Origin of the sequence: Nocardioides sp. (assembly GCF_964229035.1) — a bacterium.
Lineage (GTDB): Bacteria > Actinomycetota > Actinomycetes > Propionibacteriales > Nocardioidaceae > Nocardioides.
Genome location: NZ_CAXRAZ010000044.1, coordinates 1 through 17,197 on the forward strand (window position 1 = coordinate 1; position 17,197 = coordinate 17,197).

The window sequence follows — 17,197 nt, forward strand, 5'->3', positions numbered from 1 at the left end:
TTTCCGGGCGATCGGTTGCAGTTTCCCACCAATCGACGGGCTCCCGCCGGCGGGCTCACGCCGACGGGCTCCCGCCGGCGGGCTCACGCCGAGCGGCCCCTCGATCAGCGGTCGAGCCCCGACCACCGAATCAGCCGCGCGGCGAGGACTCACGCTCCTCGAAACCGCCGCCGATCCGCGCCGCCACCGCCCGCAGCCGCGCGCGGGTGATCGCCGAGACCGTGGCGAACCCGGCGCGCTCGGCGCGCGAGCCGGCGCGCGTGGGCTCGGCGGCGTTGATCGAGAGACAGGTGCGGGTGCCGTCGTCCGCGAGGTTGGCGAGGGCGACGGCGTGGCCGGTCGTGCCGCTGCCGGCGTAGGGGTCGAGCACGCGGGCGTCGGCGGGCATGGTCGCCAGCAGCCGGAGCAGCAGCCCGGTGGGTTTGGGCGAGTCGAAGACGGGGCCGACGAGCTCCTTCAGCTCGGCGACGGCGGTGTCGGTGGAGCCGATCTCGGCGGCGAGCCACACGGTGCGCAGCTTCTTGCGTCGTCCGCCCGGTGGGTGGCGCCAGTCGCGCTGGAAGACGTCGACGCGATCGCCGCCCACTCCGCGCACGACGCGGCACTCGAGGTCGTCGCCGCGCTCGTCGATGCGGGGGCGCGACCAGCGCCACACCGCGGGCGCGCCGTCGCCGAAGACCGGCGTGATGGCCACCGCACCGTCGAACGGCACGGTGGCGACGCGGCCGGTGGTCGGGTCGCCCCAGACCTCGAAGTGCAGGGTCGGCGCGCTGACGGGGTCGAACCTCTTGTTCGTGTTGCGCAGCGGTAGGCGCCGGTAGCGGCGACCGTCGTCGGTGAGGAGGGGGAAGTCGGCGTCCACGACGCTGCTCTCGGTGGAGGCGTCGAGCACGCACCGGGCGGGATCGCGCGCGTAGACGAGGAGGTACTCGTGCGAGGTCGCGAAGCCGCGGCCGAGCTGGCGCCCCTTGGGGTTGAGGTTCACCACCACCTGCGCGAGGAACGCCTCCTCGCCGAAGACCTCGTCCATCAGCAGGCGCAGGTGCGCGACCTCGTGGTCGTCGATGCTCACCGCGACCGCGCCCCCCGGGGTCAGCACGCGCCGCACCTCCTCCAGCCGGGGCCGCTGGTAGGCGACCCAGGCCGCGTGGCGTCCCGCAGCGCCCGAGCCGCGGCGTCCCTTGAAGTCGTCGTGGTAGGCCAGCCCCGAGCCGGTGTTGTAGGGCGGGTCGAGGTAGGCGAGGTCGTAGGAGGCCTCCGGCTCAGCGGCGAGGACGTCGAGGTTGTCGCCCTCCGCGAAGGTGTTCCACACCCCCGCACTGCCTGCGCCGCCGACCTCGCCCACGCCGCGATCCTGCCCGATCCCGCGGCGCCGCGCGGGAGGTGTGCGTGGCAGGCTCGGGGCGTGTCGAGTCGCCGTTTCACCCGGGCCGAGCTGGAGTCCTTCCGCGATGCCGAGGTGCCCGACCTGCTGCCACGCCCCGGGCAGGCCCTGCGCCTGCTCTTCGTCGGCATCAACCCCGGGCTGTGGACGGCGGCCACCGGCACCCACTTCGCCCACCCCGGCAACCGCTTCTACCCCGCGCTGCTGCAGGGCGGGGTGATCACCGAGCCCGTCCACCCGGCCGAGGGCATGGACGACGCCCAGCGCGACGTGCTGCGCGAGCGCGGCATCGGCATCACCAACCTCGCCCGTCGCGCCACCGCGAAGGCCTCCGAGCTCAGCGCCGACGAGCTGCGGGTCGGTGGCCGGCAGCTCGTCGAGCTGGTGCGCCGCGAGCGTCCGGCGGTCGTCGCGGTCGCGGGCATCACCGCCTTCCGCACCGCCTTCGGCCGCCAGAAAGCGGTGCCGGGCCGCCAGCCCGAGCACCTGGACGACGACCTGCCGGGCGAGCTGTGGGTGGTGCCGAACCCCAGCGGGCTCAACGCGCACGAGACCGTCGCCAGCCTGGCGGCGGCCTATCGCGAGGTGGCGGTGGCGGCGGGCGTCGTCCACGGGGAGGGTTGAGGCGCCCCCTCGGCGTCAGGCGGGGCGGGCGCGCCCCACGACCATCGGGACGACGGTGGCGGCGCCGCCGGGCATGGGCCGGTGCTCGACCTCGACGACCTCGAAGGGTGCGGCGGAGAGCAGGGCGAGGAAGTCGCGGTTGGGCCGGCAGCCGTCGGCGAGTCGACGCTGCACGGGAGCGGCGACCTCCTGCAGCACGCGACGCAGACCCTCGCCGCGCACGTGCTCGTGGAACAGGAAGGTGCCGCCGGGGCGCCGCACGCGGGCGACCTCGCTCAGGGCAGCGGCCGGGTCGGGCAGCGAGCAGAAGAGGAGGGAGGCGGCCACGGTGTCGAAGGCGTCGTCGCCGAAGGGCAGGTGGGCGGCGTCGCCGTCGACGATCTGCCAGGCCGCGGCACGGATGCCCTGGGTGCGGCGCTGCAGCTGGGCCCGCAGCGCCGGGTTGGGCTCGAGCATCACCAACTCGGTGACGCTGCTCGGGTAGTGGGCCACGGAGAATCCGTTGCCGGTGCCGATGTCGAGGGTGCGCCCCCGGGCGGCGGCGAGGTGACGGGCCCGGATCTCGGCCTGGCCGGCCCGCTCGGCCCGGTCCATCACGCCGGGGTACCAGCGGGCGAAGAAGCGCTGCCCGCGCGTGCCGCGGGGTGAGGTCGTCGTGGCCACGCCCCAACCCTAGGGGCGCGGGTCGCGACGGATGGCCAGCACGGTGACGTCGTCGGCCAGCGGCGCGCTGGATCCGAGGGAGCGCACCTCGGCGATCAGGGACCGCGGGCTGCCCGCGCCGGCGGCGAGCGCGACGAGGGGGGCGATGTCGTCGGGGTCGGCGTGGACGTCGACGAGCTCGAGCAGGCCGTCGCTGAAGCACACGATCGTGTCGCCCGGCTCCAGGTGCACGGTGCCGGCCTGCCACGGGTAGGTGTCGAGGATCCCGAGCGGCACCTCCTCGGAGGCGAGGCGCTCGGTGGTGCCGTCGGCGCGCAGCACGACGGTGAGCCCGTGGCCGGCGTCCACGTAGTCGATGCGGCCGGTCACCGGGTCGGCCCATCCGACGAAGGCGGTGACGAAGGCCTGGCTCGACCCGAGGTCGTCGAGCACCGCCTCGTTCACGGCGCGGACGACGTCGGCGACGCTGCCCCGCCGCTCGGCCGCGTCGTAGCGGCCGGAAGCAAGCGAGCGCAGCTCGGCGCGCAGCACCGATCGCACGTTCGACATCAGGATCGCCGCGCCCATGCCCTTGCCCATGACATCGGCCACCACGAAGGCGTGGCGCTCCCCCACGGGCAGGTGGTCGTAGAAGTCGCCGGCCACCGCTGCGGCGGGCAGGCAGACGGCGGCCGCCGAGTACCCGGACACGTCCGGGACCTCCCGGGGCAGCAGGCCCTGCTGCACCGACCGCGCGTGGGCGACCTCCCGCGAGGTGAGCAGCTCCGACTCCACCCAGGTGGCGAGCTGCGTGGCGACCGTCAGCTGGTGCTCGTCGAGCGAGCGGGGTTCGACGTCGTAGAGGCAGAGCGTGCCGAAGGTGACGCCGTGGTGGTCACGCACCGGGAAGCCCGCGTAGAAGCGCAGGTTCGGCTCCCCGGTGACCGTCGGCAGGTGGGAGAAGCGCGGATCGAGCAGCGCGTCCTCGACCACTGTGATCCGACCGGTCGTCACGGCGACGTCGCAGAAGGACTCCGATCGCGGGTTGACCGTGACGTCGGCCCCCACGCAGGACTTGAACCACGAGTAGTCCTGGTCGAGCAGCGTCACCGCGGCGATCGGCACCCCGAAGATCGTGCGGGCGAGCTCGGTGATGCGGTCGAAGCGCTCCTCGCGACCGGTGTCGAGGATGTTCAGCGCGGGCAGCGAGCGGCGCCGCAGTGAGGCGTCGCCGGCGGCCGCACGCCCTGGGGTCGGCGCGGCAGCCAGCCGGGTGCTCGCAGCGCGGTTGTCCATCTCTCCCCCCGAGGTGGGCGCAGGGGCCCGTGGGACGTGGGCCGCTTCGCCAGCCGGCCCGTTGACGTGCCCGAGACTCGGGGGAAGACCCTCGAACGCGCCGAGCGTAGTGGCCGTACCCGGTGCTGCACCCGGAATCCGTGGAGTCGGTCGAGAAAGTCCGCGCCGACGCTTGACTTCCTCAATTTCCTTCAGGAGCCGCGTGGTTCAGGTCGGCACGACCTTGAACAGGAAGCGCTTCTTCACCATGACCCAGATGAGCGCCAGCACGGCAGTGTGGATCGCCAGCCCCTGCCACCAGCTCATCCGGTCGAGCCCCGGGATGTTCGCCACCGCCACCACGAAGAAGACGTGCACGATGAACACGTAGAGGCTGACCTTGCCGAGCGGCAGGTAGAACCAGCCGAACGCCCGGTCGAGCGGCTTCCAGCAGCAGGTGAGCAGCGCGTAGGCCACCACGACCACCAGCACGAGGTCGAGCAGGCGTCCGGGCTGCAGGTCGGTGCGCTGGAACAGGTGGGTGTAGACCCAGGGGTACGGGTCGCCCGCCGCGGTCGGCACCCCGGGCACGCGGGGGAAGGAGGCGAAGGTGTGGGCCGCCCACACCCAGGCCATGAGGACGGCGTAGACGCCGAGCACGGCACCGATCACGATCTTCCCGGTGCGTGCGGTGAGCGCGCGGATCAGCGGCGTGCGGTAGTAGCCGATCACGAGCCCGTGGGTGAAGGCGATCTGCCAGGTGAGCAGCGGGAAGACGTCCTCGAACTGCGAGGGCAGCACCCGCAGGTGCTGGGTGGTGTCGAGCACGTAGAGGCCCCAGCTCGCCGCCAGCACCAGCCACCACAGCCCGCGGCGGATCAGCCACATCAGGGCCGGCAGCAGCAGCGCGAGCACGACGAACAGGCCCATGATGTTGAAGACCCACGGCCCCATCTCGAGCAGCAGCAGCGAGCGCACGGCGTACCACGGCGGCGGGTAGTCGAGCAGGCGGTCGACGTTGGCGTACAGGTCGTAGACCTGCCCGGCGGCGGCCTGGCCGTTCTCGCCCGTGCCGCGGTCGGTGAAGGTCGTGACGCTGGAGGCCGACACGAGGGGCAGCAGCCCCACGAGGTACACGAGGACGACGACCGCCAGCGCGGTGACGTACTGCTTGCGCGCGCGGCGGAACGCCGTCACCGCGGCGGCCCACTCCCCCAGCTTGGCCACCACGACCGGGTGCACCATGCCGAGCACGATGCCCGAGAGCAGCACGAACAGCTCGGCGCCCGTGATGCCGCCGATGCTGTTGAGCGTGATGGAGGAGTACGGCCCGGCCAGCTCGATGTGGGTGATGACGACCGCGACGATGATCCAGCCGCGCAGGAAGTCGAGCCGGTTGTCGCGCGGGTCGTTCTCGCGCGGGTAACGCCAGCTCGGCGCGAGCCGGCTCGCGAGGCCGGAGCCGAGGTAGAGCACGAGCGCCAGCACGACCGCGCCGATGATCCAGGTGAGGTTGCCGGATCGCCAGCACCGTGACGTCGTCGGCGAGCGGCGTCCGGAGCAGCCCATCGACGCGGTCCACGAGTTCCTGAGGCGTCACGTCGCGCGCGGCCAGCCCCGCGAGCACGGCCATCTCGTCCTCGCCGTCGCTGGCGACGAGGTCGAGCAGGCCGTCGCTGAAGCACACCAGGTGGTCGCCGGGCTCGAGGTGCACGGTTCCGAGGTGCCAGCCGAAGGCGTCGGTGATGCCCAGCGGGAGGTTCTCCGAGGTCAGCCGTTCCGCCCGCCCCTCGGCGCGCAGGACGACGGTGAGGCCGTGCCCGGCGTCCACGTAGTCGATGCGGCCGCTGGCCGGGTCGGCCCACCCGATGAAGGCGGTGACGAAGGCGCGGGTGGAGCCGAGGTCCTCCAGCACCGCGTCGTTCACCGCGCGGACGACGTCGGCCACGTCGCCCTGCCGGTCGCGGGTGTCGAAGCGGCCGAGCGCCAGCGAGCGGAGCTCGGCGCGCAGCACAGCCCGCACGGTCGACATCAGGATCGCGGCGCCGATGCCCTTGCCCATCACGTCGGCCACGACGAAGGCATGGCGATCATCGAAGCCGAGGTGGTCGAAGAAGTCGCCGGCGACGGTGGTGGCCGGTCGGCACAGGGCGGCTGCGGAGTAACCGGGCAGGTCGGGCGCCTGCTGCGGCAGCAGAGCCGCTTGCACGGCCCGGGCCCGGCGCACCTCGCGGGAGGCCGCCAGCTCGGCCTCGACCCAGGAGGCGAGCTCGGCGGCGACGACGCGGGCGTGGTCGTCGAGCCGGCGCGGCGTGAAGTCGTAGAGGCACAGCGTGCCGATGGTCGTGCCCTGCTGGTCGCGCACCGGGAAGCCGGCGTAGAAGCGCAGGTGCGGCGCGCCGGCCACGCTGGGCAGGCCCGCGAAGCGCGGGTCGAGCCGGGCGTCCTCGACCACGGTGACGCGACCGGTGGTCACGGCGACGTCGCAGAAGGTCTCCGAGCGCGGGAGCTCGGTGAGATCGAGACCGACGCACGACTTGAACCACGCACGGTCCTGGTCGAGCAGCGTGATGGTGGCGATCGGCACGCCGAAGACGGTGCGCGCCAGCTTCGTGATCCGGTCGAAGCGCTCCTCCCGACCGGTGTCGAGGATGTTGAGCGCCTCGACCGCTCGCTGGCGACGGCGCTCGACCTCGGGGGCTCCGAGGAACAGCTCGGGCGGCTCGGACGGACTCGGCCCTGAGGGGGCCGGGTCGTCGGCGGCGCTGCCGGTGGCGTGCTGATCCTTGGATGTACTCCCGAGCGGGGCCGCGCTGCGGCCCCGGACTACCGGCCGCCCGTGGGCGACCGTTGAAACGGTCGGTGACACGGGCGGGTACCCGCCCGTTCCGGAATCGTGGCGCCCCCTTGCCGTCCGGTCGGACGGGTTGCTCGAGACCGCGTCAGTCCACCTCGGACCGCTCCTGCGAGCGCTCGCCGGCGTTCGGGCCGGTGAGCACCAGCGTGCGCTCGAGTCGCTCGTCGCTGCCGCGCACGATGGTGGTGAGCTCGAGCTGCCGGACGCTGGCGTCGGCGCTGTCGAACTCCAGCGCGACCCTGGCGGTGAAGTACTCGACCCCGTCGACGGCGCGCAGACCGGCCCGCACCTCGCGCACGATGCGATCGAGGTCGAGGTCGTCGAGCTCCAGCGCCGGTGGCACGTAGTCGCCCACCGGCGAGACGTAGACCCGGTAGCCGGGGTCCCCCGGACCGACGCTGAACTCCCGGACGACCCGCGGTGCGTCCGGGGCCGCCTCCGATGGCTCAGCGGAGGGCTGGGCGGGGGGCTCCGCCGAGGGCGCTGCGCCGACCGATCCGACCGAGCCGATCGATCCGACCGAGCCGACCGGCAGCGGTGCCGAGCGGACGACGAGGGAGTAGTCGCTGATGCTTACCTCCAGTGCGCGCCCACCCGTCTCGCGCTCGGCCGCGGTGAGTGCGCCGGTGAGGAAGGCGGTGTCGAGGGTGCTGGTGTCGACCGGGTCCGCGTCGTCCTCCCCACCGCCGACGGCGATCCCGAGCACGACGGCCAGGCCCACGACTCCGATGGCCCCGACCGCCCCGAGTCCTCGGCGGCGGCGACGGCCGGTGGTCCCGCGGGCGCCCGACTCGGCCGCCGCGGGCTTGCGGGTGCGTGTGCGCGTGGGTCTGCCGGCGGGTGTGCGGGTCGGCCTGCGTGCGGGCTTGGCTGCCGGCCGATCGTCGTCCGAAGGGGTTGCGGCGGACGGGCCCCCGCCGTCCTCGGTGCGGGGCTTGCTCGGACGCCGGTAGCGGCGCCACCGCTGCGGCGGGGAGGGCGTGGGCGGATCGGCGTCCGACCACGCGAGCGTCTTCGAACGGGAGCGCCGAGCCATGGCCGCGATGCTAACCCCGCCCCCGGGGCGTCCTCAGACCCGCGCCTGGGCCTCCAGCCACCCGTGCACCAGCGACACGGCGGAGGCGCCCTCGCCGCTGGCCGAGGCCACCCGCTTCATCGAGCCCGAGCGGATGTCGCCGGCGGCGAAGACCCCGGGCACGCAGGTCGCGAGGTTCTCGGGCGGCCGGCCGTCGACCCAGCACTCGGTGGGCACGTCGCGGCCGGTGAGCACGAAGCCGTGGTCGTCGCGGCGGACCGCCTCGGGCAGCCAGTCGCAGTGCGGCTCCGCGCCGAGCAGCAGGAACAGCCCGCCGGCGCCCACCTGCTCGGTGGAGCCGTCGCGCACGTCGCGCAGGGTGAGCCAGCCGAGCTGGCCGTCGGTCGCGCCGCCGTCCACGATCTGGGTGCAGGGGCGCACGCTGATGCGCGGGTTCCACTCGATCTCGTCGATCAGGTAGCGCGACATCGTGCTGGCGAGGTCGGGGCGGCGCACCAGGATGGTGACCGAGCGCGCGAAGCGCGAGAGGTGCACGGCCGCCTGGCCGGCCGAGTTGCCGCCGCCCACCACGAAGACGTCGCGGTCCTCCATCTCGCGCGCGGCCGTCATCGCCGCGCCGTAGTGGACGCCGGCGCCGACGAGCTCCTCCAGCGGCTCGACGCCGAGGCGGCGGTAGTCGACGCCCGAGGCCACGAGCACCGCCCGTGCGCGCACCTCGCCCCCCTCGGTGCGGACGACGTGCGGGGCGCCGTCCACGCCGGGAACGAGCTCGGTGACCGGCCAGCCGGTGAAGAAGCGGGCGCCGAAGCGCACCGCCTGGATGCGGGCGCGCTGGCCGAGGCGCATGCCGGAGATGCCGCGCGGGAAGCCCAGGTAGTTGCGGATCATCGAGCTCGTGCCGGCCTGCCCGCCCACGACCTCCGACTCGAGCACCACGGTGGAGAGACCCTCGGAGGCGCCGTAGACGGCCGCGGCGAGGCCCGCCGGGCCGGCGCCGACCACGACCAGGTCGACCACCGAGTCGAGCTCGATGTCGGAGGGGCGGCCGTAGACGATCGCCGCCAGGTCGCGCACCGACCTCGGCTGCACGAGCGGGGTGGACGCGAAGGGGCCGGTGGTCAGGTGGATGAGCGGGTAGCTGGGCTCCGCGCCGTCCTCGAGCAGGGCGTGGGCCTCGAGACCCTCGGGCGAGTCGGGCGCGTAGGTGCGGTGCGGGAAGCCGGTGCGGTCGAGGAAGTCGCGCACCGCGAGCGCGAGCCGGGAGGCGTCGGGCGTGATGATCCGCACCGTCGCGACCTCGGACGTCGCGACGGTGGCTCCCCAGTCGCCGAGCAGGTCGGTGATCGCGTGGTGGAACTCCTCGTCGCGCACGCCCTGCGGCAGCACCACGTAGGTGTCGATCTTGCCCTTCTGCGCGGCCCCGCGCAGCCAGGGCGTCTCCTCGCCGAAGCGGGCGATCGGCACGGTGATCACGCGCCGGGCGGTGGGCACCGCGGCCCGCCAGTCGTGGAGCGCCTCGTGCATGGGTGCGTCCGGCAGCACCGAGTCGCTCACCACCAGTGCCACCGGACGACGCGATGCCGCGGCGTCGCGCAGCACGGCGGTGGCCTCCGCCGCGGTGCCGGCGCCCCGGACGTCGTACTCGCGCTCGTAGCGGGCGAACTGCGCCTGCAGGGTGGGCAGCTCGTCGCCCGAGACGAGCACGATCAGGGGGGCGTCGCTCACGGGCCCGAGTCTGCCAGTCGGGCGTGACCGGCGGGTGACGTCGGCGTCACGGGTCCGCGAGCCCTGCCGGAGGGCGAGCGGGGTGCACTCGGGCGTCGGGGTCCGGACTCCTGCCGGTCACCTCGGGGCGCCCGACCTCGACTAGGCTCGGGTGAGTGAGCGACCCCGGCACCCACCCCACGCCCGCGATCCCCACCGAGGCCGAACCCGAGGCCGATCTCGAGGCCGCTGCCCAGGGCTCGGACGTCGGCGAGGGGCCGGATCTCTCCGACCTGGTCGACGACCTGCGCCTCGAGCAGTACGAGGTCAGCCAGCCCCTGCCGGGCGTGCTGCACGTGACCGGACGCTTCTCCAACCCCGAGCGCATCGCGCTCAAGGCCGCGGCCGACGCCGGCGACGTGGCGCTGGCCGTGTGGGCCACCAGCCACCACGACGACTGGGCCCTCGTGGCGTGGGACCGTCCCGAGCTCGTCACCGTCACCGTCAAGGGCACCGCGCCGCAGCGCTGGCGCCACCGCCAGCTCCCCACCACCCTGCGCCCCGACGCGCAGACCTTCCTCGAGGGCGCCTCGTCGCCCTTCGACATCGTCACCCGTCCCAAGCACCAGCCCACGGACGCCGCCCGCGAGGTGATCGCGCGCTTCGGCATCACCGACCCCCCTCCGCCGGGCTGGGTGCCGCCGGTGGTGGAGGAGCCCGTCGCGGAGGTGCCGCCGGTCCGGCGCTCGACCGTTCCCACGGCGAAGCCGGCCGGCGAGCGCTCGGCGTCGGCGCGATCGCGCACTGCAGCGCCCGCCAAGCCGGTGAAGCCCGAGCCGGTGGTCGCGGTCTGCCCCACCTGCTTCATGGCACTCCCCGCCACCGGCATCTGCGACAACTGCGGCTGAGGGCGGCTGCGCCGACCAAGGTGCGCGCGGAGGCGCGCCAGCGCCTTCACGACGCCTGGGTGAGGTGAGGGGGAACCGCGGGGCAGGCGGCTATTCGCGCTGGGGGTAGGTGCCGGTGGGGGTGACGAGGAACCGCCTGCCTAGGGGGCTGGTCCACCGGTAGATGCCGGGTGCGAGTGCGGTGTAGCGCCAGCGGCTGTGGGTCTTCGCGCGGTGGTGGCGCCGGCAGAGTGGTGTGAGGTTGCAGGGGCAGGTCGCTCCGCCGGCGGCGTAGGGGTCGCGGTGGTCGAGGTCGCAACTGGTCGCGGGGATGGTGCAGCCAGGGAAGCGGCAGGTGTGGTCGCGCCAGGTGGTGTGGCGGCGCAGGCGGTCGGGGATCTCGTAGGCATCGACGTGGTCGCAGTCGGCAAGGTCGACGACCGGTCGCACGGCGATGTGACTGGCCTGCTGCAACCACTCCCGGATCTGCGCCGTGGCGACAGGTCGGTTGTTGCAACGGCCCACCGGGTTCTCACCGGTGAAGGATTCGGGGGTGACGTGGACGACGACCTCCGCCTTCCTGCCCACGGAGGCGGTGACGACCTCGCCGGTCGTCTCGTCAACCTGGGTGAGGTCGAGCTCGAGATCGTTGCGCGCCATGTCCCCCAACGAGCGTGCCATTCGCACCTCCTGTGTCGACTCGTCGCCGAACTGCGCCCGCGTCGCGGCACGGCGTCGGGCGGCGGCCTCCAAATCGGCGGCATCACCGGCGTCGAGGGTGGCATCGAGGTAGGCGATGCCGTCCGGCGTCGGGTCGGAGAACCGCACGCCCAGCTGCTCGCACTCACGCTGACGCTGCGCCTCAGCCAACTCGGGGGCGAAGCGTTTGATCGCCTCATCGATCAGCCGGTCCAGCTGGGCCCACGACACCTTGTGGGCGGCGAACAACTGCCGGTCCACGAACCCGGCCGCATCAGCGTTGAGGTCGATGGTGCGTTCGGCGATCTTCGCGGCTCGCCACGGCGCCAACCGGCCCGCAAGCACGGCGGCGTAGACGTGCGGGAGCCGCCAGGCGCATTCCAGGATCCGTGCGACGTAGCGGCGTCCACCCTCCGGCGTGCGGCCCAGCACCGCCACGAGCTCCATGAGGGCGAACTCCGCCACCAACGGGGCACCGTCACCCGCCAGGCGCACGCCGGTGTCGAGCGCGGCGACCACGTCTTCGACTGGCTTCTCCGCCTCGTCGTGGAGGTTGCGCTCTGCCCACGCGACGATGCCCTGCCAGGTGCGGATCTCGGAGGCCTGACGAGCCTGCTCCTCACCCACCAACACATCCAGCAGCACCGACGAGGAGACGCCGTCGAACGGCGCGTGCGGGCCGTCGTCCACGCCACCGTTCACGTCGTCGAAGCCATCCCCGAGAGTCATATGAAGATGGTGGCACGAACCCCCGACACAACCCGAACAAGCCGCAGAACCCTGTGGACAAGCCAGTTCCCGCGTTGCCCACCGCGGCGAGTGAGGCCGGCTGGATCAGCCGTAGTGGCAGACGTAGCCGAGGGTCTCGGTGACCTCGATGTCGAAGGAGGAGTCGCCGGGCACGCTGAAGGACTCGCCGGCGGCGTAGGAGGTCCACTCCTCGGAGCCGGCGAGGCGGATGCGGCAGGCGCCGGCGGTGAGCTCCATGACCTCGGGGGCGGCCGTGCCGAAGGTGAGCGAGGCCGGGAAGATCACGCCGGCCGACTTCTTCTCACCGTTGGCGAGGTAGAAGGTGTGGCTCACGCAGGCCCCGTCGAAGTAGACGTTGGGCGTGGTGTCGAGGGTGACGTTCTCGTAGCTGCTCACGGGCGCAGAGCGTAGCGACCGGGCGGCACGACCGGCGGCCGCGGACGCCGAGCGGTCAGGGCCGGTTGCGACCGAGGTCGTCGTGGGCCTGCACCCACTCCTCCGCCACCACGGCCGAGCCGAGGGAGAGCTCGCCGGCGAGCACGGTGGCCGCGATGATCTCGGCGAGCTTGAGCACACCGCCGGTGCCGTAGCAGCCGAGCACCTCGAGGCACTCGCGCTGGGTGGCCAGCCCGGTGCCGCCACCGTAGGTGGCGACGATGAGCGAGGGCAGGGTGATGGCGGCGTAGTAGTCGCCGTTGGGCAGCAGCTCGGAGAAGCCGTAGGCGGCCGAGGACTCCGCGACGTTGGCGACGTCCTGCCCGGTGGCGATGAAGAGGGCCGTGATGCCGTTGGCCGAGTGCAGGCCGTTGTTGTTGACGCCGGCCATGAAGCCGCCGAGGTTGCCGACGAGTCGGGCGCGGAAGAGCTTGTCGGTGCTGACGTGCATCTGCTCCTCCACCAGCGCGGCGGGCAGCGTCACCTCGGCCACGACGCGCTTGCCGCGGGTGTGGAGCATGTTGACCATCGAGGACTTCTTGTCCGTCGCGAACTGGCCCTCGAGGTAGAAGTTGAGCTCGCCAGGGTAGTTCTGCTTGATCCACGCGCAGGCCGCGAAGGTGGCCTTGCCGGTCATGTTCTGCCCCGCGGCGTCGCCGGTGGCGAAGTTGAAGCGCGTGTAGATCATCCGTGCGGCCGAGAACTGCTGGATGTCGAGCAGCCGGCCCGAACGGGTGGTCGCCTCGGCGGCCGCGGCGACGTCGTCGTGGTGCTCGGTGAGCCACCGGCCGAAGTCGCGGGCCTCCCGGGCGCTCGGGAAAAGGAAGACGGGAGCGCGCTGCATCCGGTCGTCGACGACCGTGGTGCGGATGCCACCGGCCGCGGCACACAGCTTCATGCCCCGGCTGTAGGACGCCACGAGCGTGCCCTCGGTGGTGGCGAGCGGCACGTAGAACTCGCCGCGGGCGTGCTCGCCGTCCACCAGGAGCGGCCCGGCGAGACCGATCGGCACCTGGGCCACGCCGAGGAAGTTCTCGATGTTGCCCGGGAGCGTGCCGGGGTCGAGCGAGTACGACGCCACGTGCTCGAGCGCGCTGCCGGTGTGCTCGCGCACGAGCTGCTGGCGCGCAGCGACCGCGCCCTCGGAGTAGTCGTCGGAGCGGTCGCGCGGGATGCGAGGGAGCGAGGACACGAGGGCGAGGATCGCACGCGACGCGGCCCCGAGGGCGTTCATCCGAAGTTCGGCGAGCCGACACGCGTCGCGCGCACCGAGGGACCGCGCCGCGGGCCAGGATGGACGACGGCCGGGTCGCCACTCGGGGCGGCCCCGATCGAAAGGGTGCTCCCATGCGCCTGCCCTCCCGTTCCTCCCGCACCGCGCAGTCGGTGCTCGCCGCCGCCGCACTGGCATTTGCGGCCCTCGCCGCCACCGCCGCACCGGGCAGCGCGTCGTCCACCGTGGGCGCGAACGCGACGACGAGCTCGGCCGCTGTGGCGACCTCCGCGCGCGTGCTGTTCGACAACGCCCACGCCGAAACGGCGGGCAACGCCGACTGGATCATCTCGACCTCGCAGCCGAGCCCCTACAACCAGAAGTCCGCCCCCACCGTGGAGACCGACTGGACCGGGGCGATCTCGGCATGGGGCGTCGCGCTCGCGCAGTACCCGGCGGAGTACACCCTGGCCACCAACCCCAGCGGGCGGGCACTCACCTACGGCAACACCTCGAACGCCCAGGACCTCACCAAGTACGACGTGCTCGTGATCCCCGAGCCCAACACCGCGTTCACCGCCGCCGAGCGCACGGCGATCATGACCTTCGTCAAGAACGGCGGCGGGCTGTTCCTGATCGTCGACCACGACCAGTCCGACCGCAACAACGACGGCGTCGACTCGGTCGACATCGCCAACCAGCTGTTCAACAGCAACGGGGTCGACAACACCGACCCGTTCGGCATGACCGTGGCCTACCAGAACATCAGCAACGAGAACACCGCCAACCTCGGCTCCGGCGCGTCCACCCACCCGGTGGTGAACGGCGCGTGGGGCACGGCGACGAAGTCGATCCTGCGCGGCGCGACCACCTTCACCCTCGACAAGACGGCGAACGCCAACGCGAAGTGCCTGCTGTACCGCGCCTCGGTGTCGAACACCGGCTCTACCGGCTGCTTCTTCGCCGTGTCGACCTTCGGGACCGGTCGGGTCGCGCTCTGGGGCGACTCCTCCCCCGCCGACGACGGCACCGGCCAGTCGGGCAACACCCTCTACGACGGGTGGAACGACCCCGCCGGCACCAACGCCGAGTGGGCCCTCAACGCCACCGACTGGCTCGGCAAGCTGAGCTGAGCCCGCCGCACCCGCCGGCCGGCCTCACAGGGCGAGGACGCCGCGCAGCCCGGCGTCCACCGCGGCCATGAGGTCGGCCGGCAGGTGGCCGGCGGGGATCGGGTCGAGCGCGGCGCGGTCGAGCGTCACCAGTGCGGTGACGTTCACGACCGAGTCGCGCGGCAGGCCCGTGAGGACGGCGGGCGCGGTTTTCGACGCAAGAGCCCCTGCCGCTCTCAGCCCGTCGCCCCGAGGTCGTCAAGGGTGGCCACGCGCAGCTCGAGGTCGTTGGCCAGGTGCACCGGCCAGGGGCTGAGGTCGGCGAGCACCCGCGCCCAGGCGAGGTCGGCGGGCGTGCGCATCGCGCCGCCGGGGCGGGCGTAGAGGAAGGCGGCTTCGGCGCCGGGCGCCACCGCGACGATCTCGGCGATCGCGCCCGGCAGCGACTCGAGGTCGTCCTCGTGCGGTCGCAGCGGGACCTCGAGCTTCATGATCGGCCCCGGCCGACCGTCGAGGATCAGCAGCAGCCACAGCTGCGGCGCGGCGAAGCCGAGCTCGCCCATCAGCAGGCACCAGGTGCGCTCGAGGTCGTGGGCAGTGCGGATCGCGGGCATCCGGTCGGGCGGAACGAGCGCGTCGGGGAAGGGGGTGCCGTGGGTGTCGAAGGGGTCGGGGCGGCTCTCGTGCTGGGTCATGCCCCTACCCTGCGACGGATCGACCGGCGGCGTCGGCGCTCATCCACAGGCCTGCTCCCGACACGCGCCGGCCCTCGCGGAACGGCACCGGCCGGCGTCACTAGGCTCGCCCGGTGACCGCTCCCGACCGCCGAGGCGACCCGCCGACCATCCCCGTGGTGGCCGCGGCGATCGAGCGCGACGGCCGCGTGCTGTGTGTGCGGCGTGCGCCGGGCGGCGAGACCGGGGGCCTCTGGGAGCTCCCCGGCGGCAAGGTGGAGCGGGGCGAGGACCCGCGCGCGGCCCTGCAGCGCGAGATCGCCGAGGAGCTGGGGTGCCGCATCGCCGTCCACGCCGAGGTGGCCACCACCGCGCACGCCTACACCTTCGGCACCATCGAGCTCACCACCTACCGCTGCACCCTCACCGAGGGCGAGCCGCGGCTGCGCGAGCACGACGACGCGCGGTGGGTGGCGTCGTCCGAGCTGCTCGAGCACGCCGACCTGACATGGGCGCCGGCCGACGTGCCGGCGGTGCGCCTGCTCACGGTCGCCGGTCGCGCCGAGCCGGTGCTGATGGCCGACCCGCTGATCGCGTCGATCGGTGTGCAGGAGTGCGGCGAGCCGCTGGTCGACCTGCGCGTCGACGGCGCCGTGGCGAGCACCCCCGAGCAGAACCCCGGCAACCCCTTCTACGCCTGGCTGCGCCGCGGTCTGGCCGAACGGCTGGTGGCGGCGCAGAGCGCCCTGCCCGACGGTCTGCGCCTGCTGGTCGCCGAGGGTTACCGCCCCTATGACCGGCAGGTCGCCGCGTTCGAGGGCCACCGCCGCCGCCTCCTGGACGACGACCCGACCCTCCCGCACGACGAGTCGCACCTGCGGGCCAGCGCCTTCATCTCACCGCCCGCGATCGCCCCGCACGTGGCGGGCGCAGCGGTCGACCTCACCCTCGTCGACGCCGACGGACGCCAGCTCGACCTCGGCACCGTGATCGACGCGAGCCCGGAGGACAGCGACCGCGCCTGCTACACCGCCGCCGCGAACATCTCGGCCGAGGCCCGGCGCAACCGGGCGATCCTCGGCGCCGCGCTCAGCGGCGCTGGCCTGGTGAACTACCCGACCGAGTGGTGGCACTGGAGCTACGGCGACCGCTACTGGGCGCTGCTCACCGGCGCCTCGCACGCGCTCTACGGCCCGGTGGACGAGCCGCTGCGCTGACATCTCCGCGCCCCGCCAACGACCGGCCGAGGTTGTGTCGGACCCCTGCGCGAGGATCGTCGCCGTCGGGCCAGGCGCCCGGCGACTGGGTCACGAGTGTCGACCGCACGCCTGCGGACGGGTCGACCGGCAACCGCGTTCCGACACGGTGCCTCCCGCAGAAGACCTGGGCCATCACTCATCAGTTGGTCAACGACGGAAGGGGCACCTCATGGGGCCTTCACTCACACCGCTCGCCTGGCGCGGGCACCGCTACGACGTCCGGATGCCGGGTGCCGCCTTCGAGTGGCTCGCCGCCCGCAGCAGCGCCGACTGTGCGCTGTCCGCGGGGCAGGATCCGGGTCTCGCCGGGCTCGCCGCGCTGGAGGCGCACGAGATCGTGCTCGCGCAGGCGCGCGACGTCCACGAGCTCTCGGGCACCCGCGACGGCGACGACTCGGTCTGCTCCTGCGGGCTGATCGTTCCCGCGGGGCTCGCCCTCACCGAGGCCACCGGGCACCTCGACCAGCGACGCTGGGAGCCGGCCGCCACGGTGGTCGTCGCGATCGGCCCGGAGCAGCGCGGCTGGGGCGAGGAGCCCGCCGAGGCGCTGGCCTGCTGCCAGGGGTGCGGGTGGACGTCGCCGACCGGCCCGGTGCCGCAGGCGCGGCGGTACGCATCGGCCCACCAGTGCACCGCGGGCGGCTGA

At 73.3% G+C, this 17,197-nt stretch carries 16 protein-coding genes, 1 pseudogene and 1 riboswitch; of the genes and pseudogenes, 5 read left to right on the forward strand and 12 right to left on the reverse strand.

The window, feature by feature from the left end:
- Window positions 1–130 precede the first annotated feature (130 nt).
- The gene (locus ACERUN_RS13835) at window positions 131–1,345 is read right to left on the reverse strand and encodes a site-specific DNA-methyltransferase (protein WP_370290594.1); all 1,215 of its coding nucleotides are present in this window, start codon (window positions 1,343–1,345) and stop codon (window positions 131–133) included.
- A gap of 60 nt (window positions 1,346–1,405) precedes the next feature.
- On the opposite strand from ACERUN_RS13835, the gene ACERUN_RS13840 reads away from it, so the two are divergent.
- Window positions 1,406–2,008: a mismatch-specific DNA-glycosylase gene (locus tag ACERUN_RS13840; RefSeq protein ID WP_370290595.1), complete on the forward strand. Its 603-nt coding sequence runs from the start codon at window positions 1,406–1,408 to the stop codon at window positions 2,006–2,008.
- Between the two features lie 15 nt (window positions 2,009–2,023).
- Here the strand turns inward: ACERUN_RS13840 and ACERUN_RS13845 are convergent, their stop codons facing one another.
- The 6 genes and pseudogenes from ACERUN_RS13845 to ACERUN_RS13870 all read right to left on the reverse strand — a co-directional run bounded on the left by ACERUN_RS13845 (window position 2,024) and on the right by ACERUN_RS13870 (window position 9,543).
- On the reverse strand, window positions 2,024–2,671 hold the full coding sequence (locus ACERUN_RS13845; RefSeq protein ID WP_370290596.1) for a class I SAM-dependent methyltransferase: 648 nt from the start codon (window positions 2,669–2,671) through the stop codon (window positions 2,024–2,026).
- Between the two features lie 9 nt (window positions 2,672–2,680).
- Complete coding sequence (locus ACERUN_RS13850; RefSeq protein WP_370290597.1) at window positions 2,681–3,946, reverse strand: PP2C family protein-serine/threonine phosphatase; 1,266 nt, start codon at window positions 3,944–3,946, stop codon at window positions 2,681–2,683.
- A 207-nt stretch (window positions 3,947–4,153) separates the two neighbouring features.
- On the reverse strand, window positions 4,154–5,413 hold the full coding sequence (gene opgC, locus ACERUN_RS13855) for an OpgC domain-containing protein (RefSeq protein ID WP_370290598.1): 1,260 nt from the start codon (window positions 5,411–5,413) through the stop codon (window positions 4,154–4,156).
- Between the two features lie 88 nt (window positions 5,414–5,501).
- Window positions 5,502–6,794: pseudogene (locus ACERUN_RS13860) on the reverse strand (PP2C family protein-serine/threonine phosphatase); the annotation flags it as partial.
- 73 nt (window positions 6,795–6,867) lie between these two features.
- Complete coding sequence (locus ACERUN_RS13865; protein ID WP_370290599.1) at window positions 6,868–7,503, reverse strand: hypothetical protein; 636 nt, start codon at window positions 7,501–7,503, stop codon at window positions 6,868–6,870.
- 348 nt (window positions 7,504–7,851) lie between these two features.
- Window positions 7,852–9,543 carry an FAD-dependent oxidoreductase gene (locus ACERUN_RS13870; RefSeq protein ID WP_370290601.1) on the reverse strand — a complete coding sequence of 564 codons (1,692 nt, stop codon included), beginning with the start codon at window positions 9,541–9,543 and terminating at the stop codon, window positions 7,852–7,854.
- Window positions 9,544–9,698: 155 nt separating this feature from the next.
- Between ACERUN_RS13870 and ACERUN_RS13875 the strand changes: the two genes are divergently transcribed.
- Window positions 9,699–10,430, forward strand: a complete 732-nt coding sequence (locus ACERUN_RS13875; protein WP_370290602.1) for a hypothetical protein — start codon at window positions 9,699–9,701, stop codon at window positions 10,428–10,430.
- A 90-nt stretch (window positions 10,431–10,520) separates the two neighbouring features.
- Here the strand turns inward: ACERUN_RS13875 and ACERUN_RS13880 are convergent, their stop codons facing one another.
- From ACERUN_RS13880 to ACERUN_RS13890, 3 genes are all read right to left on the reverse strand, one after another.
- Window positions 10,521–11,837, reverse strand: coding sequence for an HNH endonuclease signature motif containing protein (locus ACERUN_RS13880; RefSeq protein ID WP_370290603.1), 1,317 nt, complete (start codon window positions 11,835–11,837; stop codon window positions 10,521–10,523).
- Between the two features lie 105 nt (window positions 11,838–11,942).
- Window positions 11,943–12,254, reverse strand: coding sequence for a pyrimidine/purine nucleoside phosphorylase (locus ACERUN_RS13885; protein ID WP_370290604.1), 312 nt, complete (start codon window positions 12,252–12,254; stop codon window positions 11,943–11,945).
- Between the two features lie 55 nt (window positions 12,255–12,309).
- Complete coding sequence (locus tag ACERUN_RS13890; protein ID WP_370290605.1) at window positions 12,310–13,485, reverse strand: hydroxymethylglutaryl-CoA reductase; 1,176 nt, start codon at window positions 13,483–13,485, stop codon at window positions 12,310–12,312.
- A gap of 155 nt (window positions 13,486–13,640) precedes the next feature.
- On the opposite strand from ACERUN_RS13890, the gene ACERUN_RS13895 reads away from it, so the two are divergent.
- The gene (locus ACERUN_RS13895; RefSeq protein WP_370290606.1) at window positions 13,641–14,639 is read left to right on the forward strand and encodes a hypothetical protein; all 999 of its coding nucleotides are present in this window, start codon (window positions 13,641–13,643) and stop codon (window positions 14,637–14,639) included.
- Window positions 14,640–14,663: 24 nt separating this feature from the next.
- Here ACERUN_RS13895 and ACERUN_RS13900 read toward each other — a convergent pair whose 3' ends face one another.
- Together ACERUN_RS13900 and ACERUN_RS13905 are read right to left on the reverse strand one after the other, a co-directional pair.
- Window positions 14,664–14,786: a hypothetical protein gene (locus ACERUN_RS13900; RefSeq protein WP_370290607.1), complete on the reverse strand. Its 123-nt coding sequence runs from the start codon at window positions 14,784–14,786 to the stop codon at window positions 14,664–14,666.
- Between the two features lie 68 nt (window positions 14,787–14,854).
- Entirely contained in the window at window positions 14,855–15,313 is a 459-nt protein-coding gene (locus ACERUN_RS13905; RefSeq protein ID WP_370290608.1) for a hypothetical protein, read from the reverse strand.
- 113 nt (window positions 15,314–15,426) lie between these two features.
- On the opposite strand from ACERUN_RS13905, the gene ACERUN_RS13910 reads away from it, so the two are divergent.
- Both ACERUN_RS13910 and ACERUN_RS13915 read left to right on the forward strand, forming a co-directional pair.
- The gene (locus tag ACERUN_RS13910) at window positions 15,427–16,509 is read left to right on the forward strand and encodes a M15 family metallopeptidase (protein ID WP_370290609.1); all 1,083 of its coding nucleotides are present in this window, start codon (window positions 15,427–15,429) and stop codon (window positions 16,507–16,509) included.
- Between the two features lie 88 nt (window positions 16,510–16,597).
- Window positions 16,598–16,711: riboswitch (SAM riboswitch) on the forward strand.
- Window positions 16,712–16,720: 9 nt separating this feature from the next.
- Complete coding sequence (locus ACERUN_RS13915; protein WP_370290610.1) at window positions 16,721–17,197, forward strand: hypothetical protein; 477 nt, start codon at window positions 16,721–16,723, stop codon at window positions 17,195–17,197.

Coding starts and splice junctions, on each gene's coding strand:
- ACERUN_RS13850 (WP_370290597.1), bottom strand. CDS start 3,946: ATGGACAACCGCGCTGCGAGCACCCGGCTGGCTGCCGCGCCGACCCCA.
- ACERUN_RS13880 (WP_370290603.1), bottom strand. CDS start 11,837: ATGACTCTCGGGGATGGCTTCGACGACGTGAACGGTGGCGTGGACGAC.
- ACERUN_RS13895 (WP_370290606.1), top strand. CDS start 13,641: ATGCGCCTGCCCTCCCGTTCCTCCCGCACCGCGCAGTCGGTGCTCGCC.
- ACERUN_RS13905 (WP_370290608.1), bottom strand. CDS start 15,313: ATGACCCAGCACGAGAGCCGCCCCGACCCCTTCGACACCCACGGCACC.
- ACERUN_RS13915 (WP_370290610.1), top strand. CDS start 16,721: ATGGGGCCTTCACTCACACCGCTCGCCTGGCGCGGGCACCGCTACGAC.